This window comes from Saprospiraceae bacterium, from assembly GCA_016719615.1.
Classification (GTDB): domain Bacteria; phylum Bacteroidota; class Bacteroidia; order Chitinophagales; family Saprospiraceae; genus Vicinibacter.
Genome location: JADJYQ010000006.1, coordinates 340,824 through 359,847 on the forward strand (window position 1 = coordinate 340,824; position 19,024 = coordinate 359,847).

15 protein-coding genes are annotated in these 19,024 nt (G+C 38.6%); 2 read left to right on the plus strand and 13 right to left on the minus strand.

Annotated elements, in window-relative coordinates; translation table 11 throughout:
* Nucleotides 1–27 precede the first annotated feature (27 nt).
* From IPM92_14065 to IPM92_14080, 4 genes are all read right to left on the minus strand, one after another.
* Nucleotides 28–1,254, minus strand: coding sequence for a T9SS type A sorting domain-containing protein (locus IPM92_14065; protein ID MBK9109457.1), 1,227 nt, complete (start codon nt 1,252–1,254; stop codon nt 28–30).
* Nucleotides 1,255–1,358: 104 nt separating this feature from the next.
* A complete protein-coding gene (locus IPM92_14070) occupies nt 1,359–2,312 on the minus strand; it encodes a M28 family peptidase (GenBank protein ID MBK9109458.1) in 954 nt (317 codons plus the stop codon).
* Between the two features lie 46 nt (nt 2,313–2,358).
* Complete coding sequence (locus IPM92_14075) at nt 2,359–3,849, minus strand: cysteine--tRNA ligase (GenBank protein ID MBK9109459.1); 1,491 nt, start codon at nt 3,847–3,849, stop codon at nt 2,359–2,361.
* 323 nt (nt 3,850–4,172) lie between these two features.
* Nucleotides 4,173–5,729 carry a YifB family Mg chelatase-like AAA ATPase gene (locus IPM92_14080; protein ID MBK9109460.1) on the minus strand — a complete coding sequence of 519 codons (1,557 nt, stop codon included), beginning with the start codon at nt 5,727–5,729 and terminating at the stop codon, nt 4,173–4,175.
* Between the two features lie 338 nt (nt 5,730–6,067).
* Between IPM92_14080 and IPM92_14085 the strand changes: the two genes are divergently transcribed.
* On the plus strand, nt 6,068–7,282 hold the full coding sequence (locus IPM92_14085; GenBank protein ID MBK9109461.1) for an alpha/beta fold hydrolase: 1,215 nt from the start codon (nt 6,068–6,070) through the stop codon (nt 7,280–7,282).
* Between the two features lie 176 nt (nt 7,283–7,458).
* Nucleotides 7,459–9,225 carry an aspartate--tRNA ligase gene (gene aspS, locus IPM92_14090; GenBank protein ID MBK9109462.1) on the plus strand — a complete coding sequence of 589 codons (1,767 nt, stop codon included), beginning with the start codon at nt 7,459–7,461 and terminating at the stop codon, nt 9,223–9,225.
* 706 nt (nt 9,226–9,931) lie between these two features.
* On the opposite strand, the gene IPM92_14095 is transcribed toward aspS, so the two are convergent.
* The 9 genes from IPM92_14095 to IPM92_14135 all read right to left on the minus strand — a co-directional run bounded on the left by IPM92_14095 (nt 9,932) and on the right by IPM92_14135 (nt 19,024).
* Nucleotides 9,932–10,363 (minus strand): SRPBCC domain-containing protein, encoded by a 432-nt coding sequence (locus IPM92_14095; protein ID MBK9109463.1) that lies wholly within the window; start codon nt 10,361–10,363, stop codon nt 9,932–9,934.
* A gap of 34 nt (nt 10,364–10,397) precedes the next feature.
* Nucleotides 10,398–10,790, minus strand: a complete 393-nt coding sequence (locus IPM92_14100) for a hypothetical protein (protein MBK9109464.1) — start codon at nt 10,788–10,790, stop codon at nt 10,398–10,400.
* 52 nt (nt 10,791–10,842) lie between these two features.
* The gene (locus tag IPM92_14105) at nt 10,843–12,285 is read right to left on the minus strand and encodes a hypothetical protein (protein ID MBK9109465.1); all 1,443 of its coding nucleotides are present in this window, start codon (nt 12,283–12,285) and stop codon (nt 10,843–10,845) included.
* A 125-nt stretch (nt 12,286–12,410) separates the two neighbouring features.
* Nucleotides 12,411–13,250, minus strand: a complete 840-nt coding sequence (locus IPM92_14110) for a VOC family protein (GenBank protein ID MBK9109466.1) — start codon at nt 13,248–13,250, stop codon at nt 12,411–12,413.
* A 1-nt stretch (nt 13,251) separates the two neighbouring features.
* Nucleotides 13,252–13,719, minus strand: coding sequence for an SRPBCC domain-containing protein (locus tag IPM92_14115; protein MBK9109467.1), 468 nt, complete (start codon nt 13,717–13,719; stop codon nt 13,252–13,254).
* Entirely contained in the window at nt 13,719–14,159 is a 441-nt protein-coding gene (locus tag IPM92_14120) for a VOC family protein (GenBank protein MBK9109468.1), read from the minus strand. Before IPM92_14120 ends, IPM92_14115 begins: the two co-directional genes overlap by 1 nt.
* 119 nt (nt 14,160–14,278) lie before the next feature.
* A complete protein-coding gene (locus IPM92_14125; GenBank protein ID MBK9109469.1) occupies nt 14,279–14,599 on the minus strand; it encodes a hypothetical protein in 321 nt (106 codons plus the stop codon).
* A 338-nt stretch (nt 14,600–14,937) separates the two neighbouring features.
* On the minus strand, nt 14,938–18,219 hold the full coding sequence (locus IPM92_14130; GenBank protein MBK9109470.1) for a gliding motility-associated C-terminal domain-containing protein: 3,282 nt from the start codon (nt 18,217–18,219) through the stop codon (nt 14,938–14,940).
* Nucleotides 18,161–19,024, minus strand: a complete 864-nt coding sequence (locus tag IPM92_14135) for a hypothetical protein (GenBank protein MBK9109471.1) — start codon at nt 19,022–19,024, stop codon at nt 18,161–18,163. The genes IPM92_14130 and IPM92_14135 overlap by 59 nt, the downstream gene beginning before the upstream one ends.

Genomic DNA, 19,024 nt, shown 5'->3' on the forward strand with positions numbered 1-19,024 from the left:
TTTTTATTGCGACTGGATTATTATTCATTATATCTTGATAAATCTCATAATTTGTGACAAATCTCCTTCTACAAGTATGGTATAAATACCTACTGGATAATTTGAAATATCCAAGCGACTAAATTCCTGAATTTCAAAATTCAATAAAACATGTCCATGGCCATCAATCAATGTGGCTTGGTGTTTTTGTTTATCAGAAATTTCATTTTTTGCATGAATATGAATCCAATCGTTTGCAGGATTGGGATACAGCATTAAAGCAGAATTATCATTGGATTCATCATCAATATCGCTTGCATTTTTTAATTGTAATACATTTCCAAAATGGCTGCATATATATCCATTGTCTTTGTCGATCAGATCAATTGAATACAGATGTTCATTTCCGAGTGGACTCGTCATTGGGGTCCAACTCATTCCCCCATTTTCGGTTTTTAAAATAGTACCGTTGAAACCACAAACCATTCCAAAATTTTCATCTAAAAAATGCAATTCAAAAAGGGGTTCTTGAGTAATAGAAGGCAATCGATACCAGGTCTTTCCTCCATCATTGGTTTTATAAATTCGTCCGATATCAGCACAAGCATATCCGGTTTGATCATTTACAAATTGGATGCTACGAATCCAGTCGGCCGGAGGTTCGAATGGAAAAAAATCAACTGCTTGCCAGGAATCGCCGCCATCTTCTGAACGCAAAAGGATGTTTGATCCGCTGGCAAAACAAACTCCCGAAGAAGTCACGGTAACTTTATAAAATAAATGGTTGGTCCCACTGGGTCTTATTTCCCAATCATTGCCTGCATTATTTGTGCGCATGATCAAACCATTAGAGCCGACAGCATATCCAATTTTTGCATCGATAAAATAAATACCCCAAATTTGCTCTGTAACATTTGTCGTTAAGGTTTTCCAATTCAAACCACCATCTGTTGATCGAATGATAATGCCATTATTTCCACTCATGTACATGACGGAATCATTGAGGATAGCGATATCCATAAATCGCATAGAGGTATATCCCGAACTCACATCCATCCAAGTTTTACCACCATCCCTGGTAATGTGAATATTTTTTGTTGAACCGTTGTATAAACTACCCACGGTGATTCCAAAATCTTTATTGTGAAATTCAATTTTCTGCAGCGTCTGAGCCGGGTTGAATTGGTGAAGTACGGACCATTCCTGCGAAAACACAGGGCATACTAAAAAACAAAATAAGAAAATGAAAAATAAAATCCGTGTTGAATTATTCATATAAAATACATTTGAGTAGCGAAAATAGGCAATTCGCTGTAATGCATTTCAATTTAAAGTAAATAGATTTTAATGTTCGATGATAGTACCCGGTAAATATATTCTTAAAATACTCCGGCCTCTTCCTGGTAAATTAATTTAACCATTAATCGCCCAACCATATTTAAGCTGTATGGATCAATGACGTCCAATTTATCTTTCAGCGTATGGTGATAATGTGGGAAGCGCTTGCCATCCGGACGATTGATGATGTCGATCATTTTAATTTTGGCAATGGTATTTACAAAATAATGATCATCTATGGTGCCACCTCCTGATGTTTTAGGAAAATTCGCAGCATAACCCATGGCATCTGCTAAATTCCAAACTTTATCTACGATATCTTTCGCGTAATAGACACTAAAATCTTCTGTATAAAATCCGGGATTGGAACCGCCAACGATGTCTAAAAGAATACCATATGCCGGACGGCTATGTGTGAAATGTAAATTCGAAGACCAATATTGTGAACCAAGGCCCCATGATTTATCATTTCCGTTGCTACCATAATCTTCAAGATCAAAAAAGACGATATCAATGCCAATGTTTGATAATGGTTGAGATTGAACGGCGCGCGCGACCTCTAAAAGCACACCTACACTGCTTGGACCATCATCTGCGCTGTCAAATGATTTTTTGCGATTAGCTGGATCAGGATCAGCATCAGCCCAAGGGCGAGTATCCCAATGTGAGGCAAATACGATTCTCCTTTTTGCCTCTTTATTAAATTGGGCTATGATATTGACACCATTGAGAACAGTTCCATCGAAGGCAGTGGCTTTGAATCGTTGTTCGATCACATCTGCACTAAAACTTTTAAATTTCTCAACGATCCAATCTGCACAAGCTTTGTGTGCGGATGTATTGGGAATGCGTGGTCCAAACAAAACCTGTTTGCGAACAAAATGGTAGGCACTATCTTTGTTAAATGACGGATACTTAATTTCCTTTTCAACAGTTGGACTTTTCTGAACTTTATCAGATTTGCAGGAATGTAAAAACAAAGATCCAATAAGGATCAAAATAAAAAATAAAGGCTTAATAAATTTCACGTTTTTAATTTTATTAAATATACATCCATTCGGTTCCATCTTTCCCATCCTTGAGTTGGATTCCACTTTCTTTTAAGCTGTCTCGAATTTTATCTGACATCGCAAAATCTTTTCGCAAACGCGTATCTTTTCTCAATTCGATGATGAGCTGCATCAGTTGATCTAAGGTTTGGGAATTATTCGATTGATTTTCATCTTTCAAACCATAGATATCAAAAACAAAATGCGTCATGTGCGCTTTTATTTCCGCCCATGTATTTTCAGAAATCATGTCTTTAGAAATATGACCGTCTTTTATTGAATTCATCAAACCGGCAAGTTCAAATATGCTGGCCAAGGATTTCGGAACATTAAAATCATCATTCATGTCGGTATAACATTGTTCGATGGCAGCTTTTACTTCGATGTCTTTTGCCCCTTCTTTTGGATGAAAACCCGTCATTTGTGCATTTAAAATGCGCATGGATTCCATCAGCCTTTTATATGCCTTATCTGCGCCCTGTAGTGCATCATCGGTAATATCCAGCGTACTGCGATAATGTGCTTGTAAAAAGAAAAAACGAACCACCATAGGAGTATAAGCTCTGGTGATGTGCGGACTATTGCCACTGAATAATTCTTCAGGTGAAATGGTATTTCCTTCGCTTTTCGACATTTTTCTGCCATTCAGCAACAGCATGTTTGTGTGTAACCAGTAATTGCAAGGCGTACAACCACAGGATCCCACATTTTGTGCTATTTCGTTTTCGTGATGTGGAAATTTTAAATCATTACCGCCACCATGAATATCAAAATGTTCGCCCAAATATTTAGTGCTCATTGCAGAACATTCGAGATGCCAACCCGGAAATCCTACAGACCAAGGCGAATTCCAACGCATAATATGTTCATCACTCGCTTTGATCCACAATGCAAAATCAGAAGGATGTTTTTTCTCGCCCTGATTTTTGAGATCATCTCTGGATTCTGCCAATAAATCATCAACAATTCTACCTGATAATTTTCCGTAAGGATTTTTTTCTTCAATAAATTTCAGCGTATCAAAATAAACGGAACCATTTTTTTCATATGCGAATCCTCTATTGAGGATAGCCTCCACCATTTCAATTTGTTCGATGATGTGACCGGTTGCCCTTGGTTCAATACTCGGAGGAAGCACATTAAAAATGCGCATCATTTCATGAAAACCATTGGTGTATTTCTGGGCAACTTCCATGGGTTGCAATTGCTCCAGTCTTGCGCCTTTCAACATGCGGTCTTCTCCGTCATCGAGCAAATGGCCTACGTCTGTGATGTTTCTTACATATCGAACTTTATATCCGAGTTGTTTGAGGTAACGGAAAATGATATCAAAAGAAACAAAGGTGCGGCAATTGCCCAGATGGGCATCATAATAAACCGTTGGTCCACAAACGTACATTCCGATGTGTCCCGGGATCAGCGGATTAAAAACTTCCTTTTCTCCGCTTAAACTATTGTGCAAAATGAGGGATCTCGACTCCATTTGGCAAAGATAAATTCAGGAAGAAAATAAACTGTGAATGTTTTACAAATGAATTAGAGTCAATGGTCAATAGTCAACAGTTAATAATAAAATATTCCTATAAGCCTAAATGCCAATTAGCCTACATTCCTTCAAGTAGGCAACAGTCAAAAATAAAATATTCCTACAATCCTAAACGCCTAAATGCCTATAGGCCTAGATGCAGGCAATAGTCAACAGTTAATAATAAAATACTCCTACAAGCCTAAATGCCTCCCGACATTCTGCAGTTATTGCAAATAAGAAGTTTATTTATGTCGGGAAAGCCTACACTCCTCCTGACATCATCCCGCCCAACCCTCCCGGTCCAGACTTCTGAAGTGAATCGCTTCCGATAAATGTTCGATTCGGATCGAATCACTGTTGTCCAAATCTGCGATCGTGCGCGAAACTTTCAAGATTCGGTCATAAGCCCTTGCTGATAACTGTAACCTGTTCATAGCATTTTTTAAGAGGGCGGAGCCATCTGCACTGATCTCACAAATTTTATAAACAGCACCCGAGGGAATTTGCGCATTAAAATGAATGAAAGGGTTGGTTTGGAAACGATGTTGCTGGCGTTCTCTGGCGAATAAGACCCTTTGTCGGATTTGAGTAGAAGCCTCCAGTGTTGCATTGCGGTCCAACAATTGTTCGGAACTAACGGGCGTTACTTCGACATGTAAATCAATGCGGTCTAATAAGGGACCGCTGATACGGCTGAGGTATTTTTTGACAACGCCGGGGCCACAAACGCATTCTTTTTCGGGATGATTGTAATATCCGCAGGGGCAGGGATTCATGCTCGCTACCAACATAAAACTAGCGGGATAGTCTAGCGATGTTTTTGCGCGGGATATGGTGACTTTTCGATCTTCCATGGGTTGGCGAAGGACTTCTAAAACGGCCCTTTTAAATTCGGGCAATTCATCTAAAAACAAAACCCCGTTGTGCGCCAGTGAAATTTCTCCGGGCATCGGATTAGAGCCACCCCCAACCAATGCAACATCGCTGATCGTATGATGCGGTGATCTGAAGGGCCTGTAGCGCACCAATCCGCTGTTTTGTGGGAGAATGCCTGCAACGGAGTGAATTTTAGTCGTCTCCAGAGCTTCTTCCATGGATATCGGTGGCAGAATTCCGGGTAGCCTTTTCGCTAACATGGTTTTTCCGGCACCCGGCGGACCAATGAGAATCAAATTGTGTCCTCCTGCTGCTGCGATCTCCATGGCCCGTTTGATATTTTCTTGTCCGCGGACATCGTTAAAATCATCTAAAGGGATATTTAATGGATGATGAACAATCTCTGAATCTGTTTCTTTAAAGGGTTCAATCGAAAGGCGGCCATCCAGAAAAGCGATCACATCTTTTAAATTATCTACAGCGATAATGTCCAGTTGATCGACGATGGCTGCTTCGCGGGCATTTTCTTTGGGAATGATAATCCCCTGGAACTGTTCTTTGTATGCAAGAATAGCCATTGGCAAGACACCCTTCACAGGCCTTACACCACCGTCCAGGCTGAGCTCCCCCATCATGAGATAATGGCGAATACGGTCTTCATTCATTTGAAGGGTAGCAGCCAATATTCCAATTGCAATGGGCAAATCATAAGCAGAACCCTCTTTGCGAATATCGGCTGGCGCCAGATTGATGATCAGCTTCAAACGAGGATAGTGATATGCACTCGATCGTATAGCAGATTCAATGCGTTGCGCACCTTCTTTTATCGCATTATCGGGCAAACCAACCGTAAAATAGTTGTTTTTACCTGGCGTAATGGCTCCTCCCGGATTCACTTCAATCGTGATAGGACAAGCATCCACACCATAGACGGCGGCAGAGTAAGACTTAACTAACATGTGTCAGTATTAGGGTGTTTTATGAACTATTTGAATTTCAAAGAAACAAGAAATTTAGCTATCAAATTAAGGCATTTATTAAAGTGGGTGATTTATTGATTAAATTGCGTGTAAGGCATATTTAAAAAATTAGTTAAGGTATTTATAGAAGAATCTAAATTTACGAAATAAAGTTCATTTAGTATTATCATCCTATAGTAATGGGAATTTGAGATATTTTATAAATTTATTATATTGAATAAATTGATATGGTTTTTTCAATTATCTTTTAATAAACCAACTCTGAAAATTAATAAATTTTGGACTAATTTTGCAAATAAATTTTAAACAAATATTAAGTGTTAAACCATATAACATATATTAAAGACAAAAGCCTTGATTGGATTTTATTGATACATGGATTTGGAGGATCAACCAATTCATGGAAAAATCAAATATCTTTTTTTAATGAGAAATATAATTTATTAATTGTGGATTTACCAGGTCATGGAAAATCTTTGGTAGATTCTAATGTTGACTTGACATTTGAAAACATTTCTGATTATATAAATGAAATATTATTATTTAATAAAGTAAATAAAGTTAATTTAATTGGTATTTCACTTGGAGCTACAATAGCTCTTTCTTTTGCAAAAATTAATCCTGAAAAAGTAACAAGTCTTATTTTATCTGGTGCCATAGTTTTTATAAATAAGAGACTATCTTTTTTAATATTAATTGCTTCTACACTTTCAAAAATTTTTGGACCAAGGCGAGTTTATAAACTTTCTGTGTTTTTAGTATTACCTAAAAAAAGTCAAGTCGAGTTTCGGAAAGAATTTATAAAAGAATCAATGAATTTAACGAAAGAAGATTATAAGAGTTGGGTTAAGTTGATATTGAACTTAAAGAATAATTTAAATAATTTGTTGTATACACCTTTAAATACTAAGTGTTTAATAACTATGGGAAAATCGGATTATTTCTTTTTGCCATCAATTAGGTATTTTATGGAGAACCATAAATATGTAAAGCTAAAATTGTTTAATAATAGTGGCCATGTATTAAACCTAGAAAACAATGAACTGTTTGTGAAAACATGTTTAAATTTTATTGAATGCAATTCGGGTATTATAGAAGCTGATAATAACATTTATAAAAATGATAAAATTGAATTATTATATAATTATAAATTTAGTGCAGTTAAGGAAGCTGGTGATGGATTGTTCAAAATATTGACTTTATATTTAACAGCGTTATCTGCTATAATTGTTTATATATTTTCTGAAAACCCGGATACCGAAAATATTTACTTTAAATTAATATTTAAAATACTATTTATGGTATCAATATTTGTAATGTTGATTACCCCCTTAATAGTTTATGGCATATTTAAAGGTGTAAAATCTATTGAAAGGTTATTAAAATTTTCGGATTATAGCTTATTTCAGGTTGCTAAAATGGATGAATTCACTCGACGAGGAGTTCGTACTATTTATTTTATTGGCTTAATGATGGTAGTTTTAATCTTGTGTATAATTTTTGTATTATGGCCTTTTATAAATATTCTGTAATAAAAATATTAAATATACTAATTTATAAATAGATGTTTGTTGGTTATTTTAACATATTATTATTTTTAGGAATAGAAAGCAATAAATAGTTCCTTGTTTAAGCAAATAGAGTCTAAATTAAATTCAATTTTAGTTTCATTGATTCAAAGGATTACCTTTGTTGAATATTTTTTACAATGTACAGAACACATACTTGTGGCGAATTGAGAATGCAAAACGTCGGACAAAAGGTCACGCTGGCAGGCTGGGTCCAGATATTGAGAAACCTGGGAGGTATGAGTTTTATCGACTTACGAGACCGGTATGGCATCACCCAGCTGGCGTTTAATATGGAAGATCAGGCGGAATTATGCAATAAGGCCAGACAATGCGGCCGGGAATACGTCATACAGGCCTCGGGCACCGTATGTGAACGCTCCAGTAAGAATCCCAATCGCGCTACCGGAGATATTGAAATCAAAGTAGAAGAATTGATCATCCTCAACAGTTCGGAAGTTCCTCCATTTACCATTGAAGACGAAAGTGATGGCGGTGACGAACTGCGACTGAAATACAGATATCTGGATATCAGAAGAACACCCATCAAAGAAAAAATCATGTTCAGACATCGCCTCGCTTTAGAAATCCGCAAATTTTTAAGCGAGCAAGGTTTTCTCGAAATAGAAACACCATACCTCATCAAATCGACACCTGAAGGTGCAAGAGATTTTATCGTCCCCAGCAGGATGAATCCAGGTCAATTTTATGCACTTCCTCAATCACCACAAACTTTCAAACAAATTTTGATGGTGGGTGGAATGGACAAATATTTTCAAATCGTGCGTTGTTTCAGAGATGAAGATTTGAGAGCAGACCGCCAACCTGAATTTACACAAGTTGATTGTGAAATGGCATTTGTAGAGCGCGAAGATATTTTGCAAATGTTTGAGGCTTTGGTCAAACATACATTCAAGATCTGTTTGAATGTAGAGCTTGGCGAATTTCCCAGGATGTTATACGAAGATGCCCTGGAATATTATGGTTCCGACAAACCGGATCTGCGCTTCGACATGAAATTTCATGACCTGATTTCCATGAAAGGAAATGGATTTTCTTTGATCGATGATGCCCAATGCATTAAGGGATTTGTCGCGACAGAAAGTGATACTTTTTTTACCAACAAAGAATTAAATGCCTTGACAGACTGGGTCAAACGGCCACAGATCGGAGCCAAAGGTTTAATTTATGTAAAATTCGGAAGCGAAGGAATCAAGTCCACCATTGGAAAATTTTATACAGACGAACAACTGTTAGTTATAGGAAATGCAATAGGTGCACAAACAGGAGATACCCTTTTCATCCTTTTAGGCGAACGGGACTCCACCTTAAAGCAATTGGGCGAATTGCGTTTGGAAGTTGCGCGTCGTTTGGATCGCATTCCGGCGGGCGTGTTCAAACCCTTGTGGGTATTGGATTTTCCTTTGTTGGAATGGGATGATGACGCACAGCGGTTTTTCGCCATGCATCATCCGTTTACCAGTCCACTACCGGAAGACCTTGACAAAATGCAAAGCAAAGAAAAAGAAGTGCTGGCCAGTATTCATGCAGCAGCTTATGACATGGTCATCAATGGTTCTGAATTGGGTGGGGGTTCTATCAGAATTCACAACCGGGAATTACAGGAACGAAATTTTGAGATCCTGGGCTTCACCAAAGAGGAAGCAGAGCGCCAGTTTGGCTTTTTACTGGGCGCTTTTGCTTATGGCGCACCCCCGCATGGCGGTATCGCTTTTGGATTGGACAGGCTTTGTTCGGTCATGGACGGAAGTTCTTCCATTCGCGATTACATTGCGTTCCCTAAAAACAACATGGGTCGCGATACGATGATTGATGCGCCTTCAGAAGTCGATGACAAACAATTGAATGAATTGAATATCGGAGTGATACGAACGAATGTTAGTTAGGATGAAGTGAGTAGCGGAGTTTAGGCAAAAGCTTAAAGGAAAAAGGCAGAAGAGGAAAAATATTTTTTATGGTAAGTTTAAATTCATTCCAGACGCTGAGCGTAGTCTTTATCCCGCTTTCTATGATTACTTAAAACCAATGGTGTGTTTAAAAGCGGGATCTGCTTGAATGATTGGAAAACTCCGTTTTCCGAACGAATGATAGATCGAAGTTTCAACATTTTTCATGTACATGGGATAATATTATTTATCCTTAAGTAAATGGATTCTTCAAAAGGCATTTCAGCATAACGGGCAATTTGAAAGTTAACGAATAGGAGATAAAAATTTCGGAAACGGAAATTGCTTTATTAGCTGAATATGGGAATAGTCTATCGCGATGTTCATCTTTTAAAAATGGATTATTTCTGTCTTTTTATGGAATCTGATTCCATAAAATTCCATTTTTTTATCAAATGATAACAAGAATTGCTGGGTAAAAGCTTATGGATCGGGCCTCTAAGTTCAAGGCTGTAGCTGTGACCGGGCCTCGTCAAACGGGGAAAACTACGCTTATTCAAAGTTTAAAGATAAAACTTGAATTTCAATATAAATATTTGCCATAGAAAGCAATCTAATTATAAGTAGGTTTAAAAATGCTTCGGGAATTCAAATTGTGAAAACAGGAACGCAATGGAATACACCAATTGGATTGATTAAATCCCCTTCACACCAAATCCCACAGCTCATAAGGTGTCTCTGCACCCTTTTCTAAATAAAGTTTCAATACCCTTAGATAAGTTGCCCAACAATAGGAAGAAACCCTGAAATGTTTATTGGCTTCTTTCCAATCGCGGTGGGCAAATTCAATTTCCGTGCCGTTATTAACAGAGCGCAATTGTAAACTAACGATTGTATGCATCCAGTCTTCTTGTGCATCTGTCATTAAAAATTCAATGTGGTGTGGGGGATTATAAATGCGGATGCTTCCCTTCCAAATATATTCAGGTGTAAAGAAAAATTCATATTCTTCTTCCGGACCCGGAGTTCCGCGACAGGATTGGGTCCACCATTTGTCTAATCCTGGGGCTTGTGAAACAGCTTGAAATACGGTTTCAAGGGGAGCTTGAATGTAAAATGCATGTAAAATGTCCGGCATAAATCTGAATTTACAAAGTTGATAAATATATAGATCAACGTATAAAATGTGACATCAGATACACAATATATGCAAATCCGGTAAGTGCTAATAACAAGGAAACGATTCCTGCTTTTTTCGAATGCAACCAGCCACTGAGTCCAATGCAGGTGATCAAAGCGACAATTCCCAAAAGAAACAACATGGAAAGTGTTTTGTGATGCTGTCTGAGTAATTCACCGATGTTTTCTGTTTCGCGATGTTCGTTGATGGCGATAAAAGACCAGCCCAATGTGCATACAAACATGCAAATGGTGGAAGCAATGGAAAGCATCAGCACGGGCATATAAATTTTATGTGGTCTGGGTTGAAAGACCACTGCAGCAAAGAAGGTAAATGCAAATCCTCCAAGGATGGATGATATCAGAGCTAATTGTTGGTAGATCATAAAATTTTAACTTCTGTGATCATGCAAATTTTAAAATAAATGTACATTTCATTCAATTTGAAATTAAAATAGGCTGGGTCGAAATGCGATGGTTGGTTTCCAAGCTTATGTAATAAACTGCATTTGACAAATGCGGATTAAAATTTAATTGATACATTGTGGAGAAACTTTTCGAATAAACGAGATGACCAAGGGTTGAAAATATTTTTACTTTTAATGAAGGTGTATAATTTTGAACCTGGATATTTATGATACCGTCTGGACCAAAGCTAATTTTGGCCAGATCATCACTCAATTGTTTATCATTTTGAGAGTTTGTAATCGTACAAGCAGGTATTTCATATACCCTGAATCCGGTATAGTTGGAATGAGGTGGAAAAAATGGAGACCAGATATAACTAAGATAAATCTTTTCATCAAAATAGTCTAATCCCCAGGTACCGTAGTCATCTGCAGCGCTTCCAACAATACCGCAGGTTTGTGGATTGGAAGGATTCTTTACATCCACGATCACGGCATCAGATTTTCCGGCAGATAAATAGATTAAATTACATATAGGATCATAGGCTATTTCATTTGCATGACCTTTGGAAGCGGCCCAGGTATTGAAATCATTGGTTGCCGGAGCCCAATCTTCGGGATGCCACCAGGCTTTGTGCCGGATATTTAAAGGATTCGAAATATCTAAAATTTCCATGCCGTAATAATCGATAGATACATAAGCCAGATGATGATCTATAATAATATGGTTGTAAGCAGTTGCGTAATTGATCAGATTTGAAAAACAATATTTAGAAACTTCTTTTGGTGAATCAGGTTTGGAAACATCAACTACTCTCAGACCACCTCTGTCATAACACACATAAGCATATTGATCTTTCACCCAGATGCCCCTCGCATTGTAGGCTGTAGCATTGCTCGAATCCTTATGTGGAAAATCATTTCCGAATTTGAGCTGGCTCACAAATTGGATATTTCTTTTGTCTTTGATATCCAGAATTATCAATCCATTGCTCATACCGGCGAGATATGCCAGGTCCCCATCTATATAAATGGCGGCCCCACCACCCGGCATCGCATCCAAAAACAGCGTATCGGCAATTTTAATTTGAGCGGGATTGCTTACATCCAGAATAGCAAAACCTACCGTTTCATTGGTATTCCAAATATCACCTAAACTCAAATAGACATAAGCTCCTTCCTGTTGAATAAAAATAACATCCCGGCTGCCGAAAGTGGCAGCATTCATTTGTTGTATCAATTGGGGAACGGTAGAAGTCGTCGAAAATATTTTTAATCCGCCATCTTTGCTTGTTGCATATAACAAATCTCGCCCCAAACGGTCTTTACGAAGCGATAGGAAATTGCCGAATGCGGGGTTGTCAAAATATTCAGTCTGTATTTTGATCTGTGAAGTATCTATTGAACATTGAGCCTTTAGATGAATACAAACAAAGACTAAAGAAATACAGATCCAGTATTTATAAAAAAACATCTAATACAAATGTACTCAATTTGCATTTAATAAATAAGCATCATGTTTTAGTTGATTGTTGAAGTAGTTTATTGGATTTTATTTGCAATTCTCCTTTACAACATTTTCAAGTATTGAGAAAGCCATCAAGCTCTGAGCAAAGCCTCAATCTCAAATTTTCGCATTTGCATAAAAGCGGCAATCACGCGTGGCGCTCTTTCAGGGTCCTGCATGAGTTCTCCAAGAATTTCCGGAACGATTTGCCAGGAAACTCCAAATTCATCTTTCAGCCAGCCGCACATACTTTCACTTCCGTTTTCTGTGAGCGCGCTCCAATAGCGATCTATTTCGGATTGGTCTGCGCATTCAACAACGAGCGATAAACCTTCTGTGAAATGAAAGGCATGCGGAATGGGGCTGTCCATAGCCATAAAGACCTGACCCGATAATGTGAATTGCGAATGTTTTACATAGCTTTCTGGGGCTTCTTCATTTGCACTAAAATTTAAAATACCAACGATGGAGCTCTTTTCAAAAACCGAGGTGTATTTATGGATGGCTTGCTGCGCTTTTCCGGCTTGTTCATTGGTAAACATGAGCAGCGGCGTAAACTTTTGACCTACTTCTTCCATTTTGCCCATATACAATTGCCAGCTTACACCAAATCTATCCTGTACCCATGCATATTTTTGACTCCATTCATATGTATCCAAAGGCATCAGGATGTTTCCGGAATCGGATAAGGAGTGAAAATATTTTTCGACTTCTGCGGCTGTTTCGCAGACTACAAAAAACGAAATGCTGGGATTGGGCGGATACTGTGGTCCGGCATTGAGAAACATAAACTTTTCTCCATGTAAATAAAGCATCAAAACCATCGGAGAATCCGTTTCAACAGTTCCATTTCCGAAAGTATCTATATAAAATGCAGCAGCTTCTTTTGCGTTTCCATTGGACCAAATGCAAGGATAAATTTTTTGTTTCATTTTATTCAGTTGAAATATTTCCTCGATAAATAAATGCGCCCTTTCGAAGATTAATTCCGTATTCCAAATATGCTTTCAAACAAGCTAAAAAATTAGACCAGCCCTCTGTATTTCCTTTTAACCAATCGATTCCCAGTTTTTCAGAATCAGCAGCTTGTTCAGAGATTTGCACAAGCGTAGAACCATCTTTTAAACTTTCAAGTCGCATTTCTACATTTAAATCAATACCGGCCTGATCCCATGTGTAGGAAATATATTCATTGGGGATAAGTTTTCCGATGCGTACCGGAATGTCCATATCAAATTCAGGAAATTTCCAGATCAGCGACTTGCCGGATTCCATCCTGCCGCTACTTTGTGAAATAAAATAGTTGCACATTTTTTCGGGATCGACGATCGCTTCATAAATTTCGTAAGCAGGTTTCTGAATCTGAATACCTACATCTACGGCAAATGATTTCATTTGCATTAAGAGGCTTTTTCTTCACAATTAAACATCCACTGCACGCCAAATTTATCGGTACAGCTTCCATAATAAGCGCCCCAAAACATATCCTGCAATTCCATTTCAACCATGCCGTCTTCAGATAAAGCATCAAATAATCTCTCCGTTTCTTCGCGGGTATCGGGTTCCAGATTGATGTATACATTATTTCCAAAACGCAGTTTGAAGCCCATGGATTCAGGGGCGTCGGTTCCCATCAAGCGGTGTCCGCCTGTGATGGGTAAAGTGATATGCATAACCAACTCCAGATCGGCTTCGTCTATCGGTGGCATTTCATCAGATGGAGGCAGGTCCTTAAACCTGGAGATCCCGCCTTCAAATTCTCCTCCAAAAACAGATTGATAAAACAAAAAGGCTTCTTCTGTATGCCTGGGGAAATTGAGATAAGTGCTGACACTTGCCATAAAACATTGAATTTTTTGGTGAAAAATGAAACACAAGATAAAAAAAAACACCTACCAAGCCATTCCAGCTTAGTAGGTGTAAAAGTTGTGTGGACAGGATTTATATCCTGAACGAAATCTTATTGTTGGTGGTAACCAGCGTTGTGAGCAAGGTCTGATCCGCATTTAGCGCACTTACCTTGAGCACCTGCTCCGCCCGGACATCCCTTAGGACAAGTATAATGCCAAACGCCTTTTGCATTTTGTGCAGGCTCTGCTGTTGGAGGAGCAGTTGTTGGCGGTGGTACAGTTAAAGCCGGATCTGCAGCTGGAGCAGCAGCCGGTGGAGCTGCTGTAGCCTCAGTAGTTTCAGCAGGAGCTTCTGTTTTACTTTGTTCTTTACAAGATGGTAAAACCAGAATTAATGCAAATAGAGAAAGAATGCTTAATATGTTTTTCATTTTCATAATTTTATCCGCAAAGATAGGAATTTCCAATAATTTTAGAAAAAAAATCAAGTTTTAAAGGGCCTGATGATCAGGACTTTTAGCATTAATGATCAAATGGGACCTGATTTTATGTTAAACTGATTTAAAATGATTTTATGGGATGGATTCATCTGCACGAATTATGGCCCGCAAATTTCGCAGATTTTACGCAGAGATCGATTTCTGCTTAATCTGCGAAATCCGCGGGAAACCACAAATTTTGTCTTGAAACGGAATTATAAATGTAAAAACGGATTGATCCAAGCCTAAACTAACATACGTTCGTATACCATAAATCAATGGTTGATCGACTAACGAATAAGTGTCAGATCTCCGCGAAGGATTTGATTGGCTCCTTTCTCAAATCCAACAACAGCCCGATACACATATACTCCCGGTAAAGCGTTTTCATTTTGAAATCTCCCATTCCAACCCAATTCCGGTTTATTGCCTTCAAAATGTTCTTTAGAGAAAACGCGATTTCCCCAGCGATCGTAAATTTCAAGCAGTTTGATCTCGCTGACGTTTCCGAAGAGTGTAAAAAAATCATTGATCTGATCTCCGTTTGGAGAGAATACATTAGGCGCAAAAACTTTTTGTTCGAAAATGCGAATACTTAACGAATCTGTTGCCAAACATCCGTCTTCATTGACAATTGTACAATAGACTTTTATGTTTTTAATAGCCTGCAATTCCGGATCCTCACAATTTTGACAACTCAAAACCACAGGACTACTCCAGTAAATCGTGGAATAATTTCCCGTAATCATCGCATTTAAAGCAACAACTTCTCTTTTGAGAACTTCCACATCCGGTCCCAATTCAAGTAAAGGAATGGCAGGTGCTTTCAAGTTTAAAAGGCTGTCGGTTGTACATCCAAAACCGTCTTTTATAGTTAGGAGATATGCACCTTCTCTCAAATTATAAAAACTGGAATCCTGTTGATAAGGACTTCCATTGAGACTGTATTGTACAGGGCCTGTAAGTGCAGGTACATTGGTGACATTCACAGCACCATAAGGGTTCAGGGCATCGCAAGGAATAGGAGTTAAATTGATATTTCCGAAAAGTGGAGCATTGGTAATGCGCAATAAAATAGTATCCGTGTATTTACATCCAAATTGTTGTGCCTGGATTATGAAGTGATAAATTCCGGGGGTCAAATTTTTGGCATCAACAGAATCCAATTGTATTGAGGGTCCATTCCAATTGTACGAAGGAAGTAAATCCTGAATGAGGGATGTTAAAGAAAAATTTTGCAATTGATTGGCACATTGGTGCAAAACAGTATCTCGCAATATGTTTCTCGGCGGACAGTCGGGCGATTTACAAAATTCTATACCGCTGCTAATCTCCGAGCAAGGGCCTTCATCTTCAAGGCTAAGTTGTATAGCTGCGCTGTCTGTCAAAAATCGCTTGGCAATTTGATAGGTCGTGTCATTGATAAAGGATCCGTTGTTGCCCTGAATGAGATTTAATTTATATTTTTTGACGCGTTGGATTTTTTTCCATCGGAAGACAATAAATGAATCGGTATTTTCACAAGTGATTTCCGGTGGTGGCAGATGTTCCAGGACTTCAATTTCTTTGATTGTTTCATCAAAACATTTGTATTGACTGAGTTTTAATTTCAGTTGTCTTTTTCCGGGAGTGGACCACCGCACATGAACTTCCTTATCGGCATTGAACAATTGAAAGATTCCGTCGCCAAGATCCCAATCAAATTTGGAGGAATCGGCTCTACTCCCATTAAAAAACAATGTGAGACTCGAGTCCTGACAAATAACACTATCCATTACAAAACTGGAAAATGGATTTTCACGAACTACTATAACATAAGATGTAAAATATTTGCAAGCTTGATAATCGAGCAACGCGTTTATTCGATGGTTTCCGGGACCTGCTAGCAGTGGATCAAAAATTCCACTCAAGCTATCAATAATACCTTTTCCCCGCCAGATATATAATCCACCGGAAAGAAGGCTATCACTAACAGCTGTTAGTTTTATAGGATTCATTCCGGGTACAATGCAAATCGTGTCGACGGGTAAAATGGATATAGAAATCGGCGGACAGGATTTGGATTGGCAATTTATTTCTGCAAACAACGAACCACAATATAACGAATGGGCTGTGACGCGGATCCGAATCTCCTGCCCTCTTGAAAGCGAATGAAATAGAATGCTGGTATCGGAAATTCTTAAAAAAGGCCCGCCCAACAAAGTGTCTATTGTATAGGTTTCACTCCCCATTTGATTCCATCTGAAGAACACAGTGCTGTCGGTTGAAAAACATTCGGGTAATGGGATTTGAGGCAATGGGTGAACCCGGAAAGTTGTACAACTCGAATCAACACAATTTTTTTCTTCTTTGCGAATGCAAATGGTAAAGCGGCCGGTATCTACTAAGGTAAAGGACACCGTGGAATCAGGATTTACCCACGGCTGTTCATTCTGTTGAAAACGGAAATAAATGTTTTCAGTGATGAATTTGTTATTTAAAATTAATTGCAAACTGTCATTCAAACAATAGTTCAATGAACTCAATTGGAATCCGGCATCCGGTATCCGCAGTGCTTTAAGCGTAAAACTTGTAAATTCAGGGCATGTGGCCGAATCGGGCAATACATAAATCGAACTATCCGCATTTAACACAAAAGGAGAGTTAACTGAGCAAGAACTATCTTTCATCGCACAATGGTAAAAGATTGGTCCCCCATTAAAATTTCCGTCTTTCGAATATTGAAGTTGATTTAAATCTACGGAAGTACCCTTACAAAAATCCAGATCATTTACATATATATGTTCAAGTGGCTTTATTGTAATTGGGATAGCGATTACATCTTGACAATGGGCAATCCGGGCTTTTAGATAGATAAGAGTGTCGTTAAAAAATTTTAAAGTGGTATCGGAAATCATGTTACTGCTATCACAAGGTAGATTTGTATGAAAAGTTCGCAATGCAAGCGTATTGTTTAAATCTGTTATCGGCAAACTGTAAAGATTTATATCAGACCCCGCACAAAATTGGATAGAATCGGTAAGAAGCAGATCTGGTGATTTAATGGAGCCCTGGACCAAAATGCTGCTGGTATGGGAGCAGGTATGTATGGAGTCTTGCTTATAAATTAAACTGAGGTAAAAGCTTCCGGAAACATTTACTATACAGCTGTCATGGGTAGAAAGCGTATCGCCGTTGTCATCTGTCCAGATAAATTTTACTTTATTTCCATTTTCATAATAGGATGAATCCGAATACAATGTAACCAGCGTATCCTGACAACTCAAGTCGCCACTTTTATGAATCTTCGATATTAATTTTGTATAAAACACATTCAGGAAGACCGTTGAATCACAGAATGGGGAGATTTTTGATTTCAAGTTGGATCTATACCGCCCGCTGGAATCAATTTTTTTATTGCCAAAGAGTAGCGTATCCGGGTAACACAGAAACGTGTCGATATCTGTTTGGAGCAGATCTAAATTTTCAACATAAATGATGGTGTTACTATCGCAGCCAAATTTATTTTTATCGTTAAACTGCCAGGTACCCCGCAGTGAGTAAAATATTTTTGTAGCGATAGGATTCGCCAAAACATACAAAAAAAGGCCCGAGTTCTGTAAGCGGAGATTCTTCTCCAATTTCAACATCAAGGCATACCTCGTTGCCTTCCTTACAAGCGTTAGTTCCTTTGACGCAAATGCGCCCAATGCCCGGATTGTCCCAAAGTACAGTAACTCTGTTGTTTAAAGTTGTGAGAATGTTTCCATTTTCGACGCGCCATTCGTAATCGCAGGCTCCGAAAATATCTGGAATAAAATAATCGGCAGATTCGCCTACACAAACGCGCTGCTTCCCTGTGATTTTTTGATTGGTGTTTGGAGTTGGTGCCATTGTGCTTCCGCTCACTACCGTAAAATCGACCTGGCAGGAATTGGGTCCATTGCCATCAAAGACGAGATAATAGATACAGCCTGGTTTAAGGGGTTCAGTCGTCGTAAACGGCCAGGTTTGATTGTTAAACATATTGGTGTTGCAATTGCTGACCAGGCGGAATGTCTGACAATCATCGGAAGCATAAATTCCCATTTCGACACCATTGTTTTGATTGCATGCAGAAACTCGCACGTTGATGGTTAAATTGGCAGAGCCGGCCACAAATGCAAGCCATTGCATGCTATGCACGACCATGGTACAATATCCGGGAGGCGATTGACCCTGAGTGGTGTTGGTCGTTCTTGCAGAAACGCCATTCAAATCACAAACCAGACAAGCATCTGCGCAGGTAATGGAAAGGGGCACCGGATTTCCGCCGCAAGGAGCATGGCGTTGTGCCGCTAAGTTGTAACAACAAAGCAATAGTCCTAATGAACAAGCCAAGCGAAATCGTCTGTTCAT